General features: G+C 63.2%; 3 protein-coding genes. All 3 read right to left on the reverse strand.

Features of this window, described 5'->3' with window-relative positions:
* On the reverse strand, positions 1–1003 hold a 1003-nt coding region (gene holA / locus EGI20_RS16865; RefSeq protein WP_498632864.1), incomplete at its 3' end, for a DNA polymerase III subunit delta.
* A complete protein-coding gene (locus EGI20_RS16870; RefSeq protein WP_498632865.1) occupies positions 984–1529 on the reverse strand; it encodes an LPS-assembly lipoprotein LptE in 546 nt (181 codons plus the stop codon). The genes EGI20_RS16870 and holA, both read right to left, overlap by 20 nt.
* Before the next feature lie 404 nt (positions 1530–1933).
* Positions 1934–3115 (reverse strand): class I tRNA ligase family protein (locus EGI20_RS16875; RefSeq protein WP_498632866.1); only part of this gene is annotated, 1182 nt, incomplete at its 5' end.

The following is a 3115-nucleotide window of genomic DNA, read 5'->3' on the forward strand; positions in this document are numbered from 1 at the left end:
ACCCTGCCAGCAACATCGCCACCCTGAGCAGTCCCTGCCACGGCTCGCCCTGCGCCGCGCCCTTGATCTGGCGGTCGACTTCGGCGCACTGGGTCAGCGCATCCATCAGTTTACGCGGGCCTATGCGGCGCAGTGCCGGCTCGGCCAGTTTCTGCCGCTCGCCCCATAGCTTGAGCTCGCGCGCCATTTCGCGGGCGTTGCGCCCGTCCTTGATGCCTTGGCGCAGCTTGAGCAGCATGCGGATATCTTCGGCCAGCGCCCACAGCACCAGCACCGGCGCCTCGCCCTCGGCTTCCAGCCCTTCCAGCATGCGCGCCACGCGGGGCGCATCGCCTTGCAGCCAGGCCGACGACAAATGGAACACATCGAAGCGCGCCACATTGGCCACCGCCTCGCGGACATCGGCCAGCTTCAGTTCGCCTTGCGGATACAGCAATGCCAGCTTGTCGACTTCCTGACGCGCGGCCAGCAGATTGCCCTCGACCCGGTCGACAAAGAAGGCCAGCGCCTCGCCCTCCATGCTCTGCCCCTGCGCCTTCAGCCGACGGACAACCCAGCCGGGCAAATCGGCACGGGTCACCGCCTTGGCATCAATCTCCAGCGCGGCCTTTTGCAGCGCGGTAAACCACTTGGTCTGCAGCTGCACCCGCTCCAGCTTGGGCAGTATCACCAGCGTCACCGTGTCCGGCGGCAGATGGGCCGCCAGTTTTTGCAGCGCCTCGCCGCCCTCGGCACCGGGCTTGCCCGACGGAATGCGCACTTCCAGCAATTTGAGCGAAGCGAACAGCGACACGCTATGCATGGCATTGGCGAGGCTGGACCAGTCAAAGCCGGGCTCGACCGTCAGCACCTCGCGCTCCAGATAGCCGGCCTTGCGTGCCGCTTCGCGGATGGCATCAGCCGCTTCCAGCGCCAGCAGCGCCTCTTCCCCATGAATCAGGTAAAGCGGCGCCAGATTGCGCCCAAGCAAGGACTTGAGTGCCTCAGGGTTTGCCTGGGGCATCAGTCTTTCCCGTTGCAGGCAGATCGGTCTCTGGCGGTTTGATATAGGCCAGGCGGCGCACCAGCTGGCTGGCCGCTTCACGCTGCATGCCGGCCCACAATTGCGCCTCTTCCTGCTCTTTACCCAGCACCACCTGCTCCGAGTACGACATCTGGCGCCGCACCGTAACCGAAACCGGCACCGGCGCGTCCGACTGGCGGAAAGTCAGCAGGGCATTCTGGCGCAGCGTCAGCTGATACTCGCTCACTTTACCGGCGCGGTTGACGGTCAGCACATCCTTGCTGGTGGACTCGGGGGCGATCACCAGCAGGGCATCGGCAGCGACCCCCTTGGCCGGCAGGCTGATACGGCCGTCACGCTTGAGCTCGACCAGCACCTGGTTATAAACCGGCCCGGCACCATCGATCGACAGGCTGGCAAACGGCATGGCCTTGAGCGGGCCGCCCAGCCCGCGCAGATGAAAGCCGCAAGCGCCAAGCGACAGCGTCATCAAGGCGGCGGCGCTCCAGGCAAGCATACGATTCATGTTTTTCCCCTGATAAAAAACGATGTCCCAATTACGAGTTGGCGCAAATGGGCTTTGGATTTGTGTCCGCTGCGCGGACGTTTTTACTTGCCGCTTCCGCGCGGCATGCGGGCAGGGGCCGGACGCGCCCGGCCCCTTGCATCCCCGGCGCCCCCGAAGTCTCGCGAAACCCCGGCGCAAAAGACGCTGCCGAGGCGCTGGCCAACTCGCGATTCGCTAACGTCGAATCGCTCAAACAAAGGCCAGCTTAAGACCTCGCCAGTGCCTTTTACACCGGCGCGAGCCTAACGGGGAAAGGTGACTGACGCATGAATAGCGTACATAGCATGCCATAAACACCAATGCGCAACAGGGGCATTGCCCGAAAAAAGCCGGGTTGCCCCGGCTTCTGTGTTGGCTTGCCGTTAAACGACAATGTTCACCAGTCGGCCCGGCACCACGATCACCTTCTTCGCCGGCTTGCCTTCCATAAACTTCTGCACATTTTCATGCGCCAGCGCCGCCGCTTCGATTGCGTCACGACCGGCATCGGCCGCCACCACCACGCTACCGCGCAGCTTGCCGCACACCTGCACCATCAGCTCGATCTCGCTCTTCACCAGCGCAGCGGCGTCAACCTCCGGCCAGGCCTGATCCAGCAAAGCTGTTCCCGGCTTGAGCTCGGTCCACAAGGCTTCGCAGATATGCGGCACGATAGGTGCCAGCAGAATCACGGCGGATTCCAGCACTTCCTGCGCCACGGCACGGCCGGCAGCATCGCTGCAATCGGTCTTGTCGTAGGTGTTCAGCAGTTCCATCACCGCAGCAATGGCGGTATTGAACTGCTGGCGGCGGCCGTAGTCGTCGGCCACTTTCTGGATGGTGGCGTGCAGCTTGTAGCGCAACTCTTTCAAGCCGGCAGACAGATCACCCGCCACATACTTGTCGGTCACACCGGCGGCGACATGCTCGCCGCTCACACGCCACAGGCGCTTGAGGAAGCGGAACGCACCTTCCACGCCGGCATCCGACCATTCCAGGCTCTGGTCAGGCGGTGCGGCAAACATCATAAACAGACGCGCGGTGTCGGCACCGTACTGCTCGATAAAGGCCTGCGGATCGACGCCGTTGTTTTTCGACTTGGACATCTTCTCGACGCCGCCCACCACCACCGGCTGGCCGTCAACGCGGTGCTTGGCGGCAATAATCTTGCCCTTGCCGTCGCGTTCCAGCACCACATCGGCCGGCGCAATCCAGTCTTTGGAGCCATTAGGCAGCTCGCGGTAGAAGGTTTCGCAGATCACCATGCCCTGGGTCAGCAGGCTCTTGAACGGCTCGCTGGACGACACTAAGCCTTCGTCGCGCATCAGCTTGTGGAAGAAGCGCGCGTACAACAGGTGCAGAATGGCGTGCTCGATACCGCCCACATACTGGTCGACCTGCAGCCAGTAGTCGGCGGCCTTCTTGTCCACCATGGCGGTGTCGCAATGCGGGCTGGCGTAGCGTGCGTAGTACCAGCTGGACTCTACAAAGGTGTCCATGGTGTCGGTTTCGCGCTTGGCCGCGCCACCGCACTTGGGGCAGCTGGTTTCGTAGAATTCCGGCAT

Source organism: Aquitalea sp. S1-19 (genome assembly GCF_024343515.1).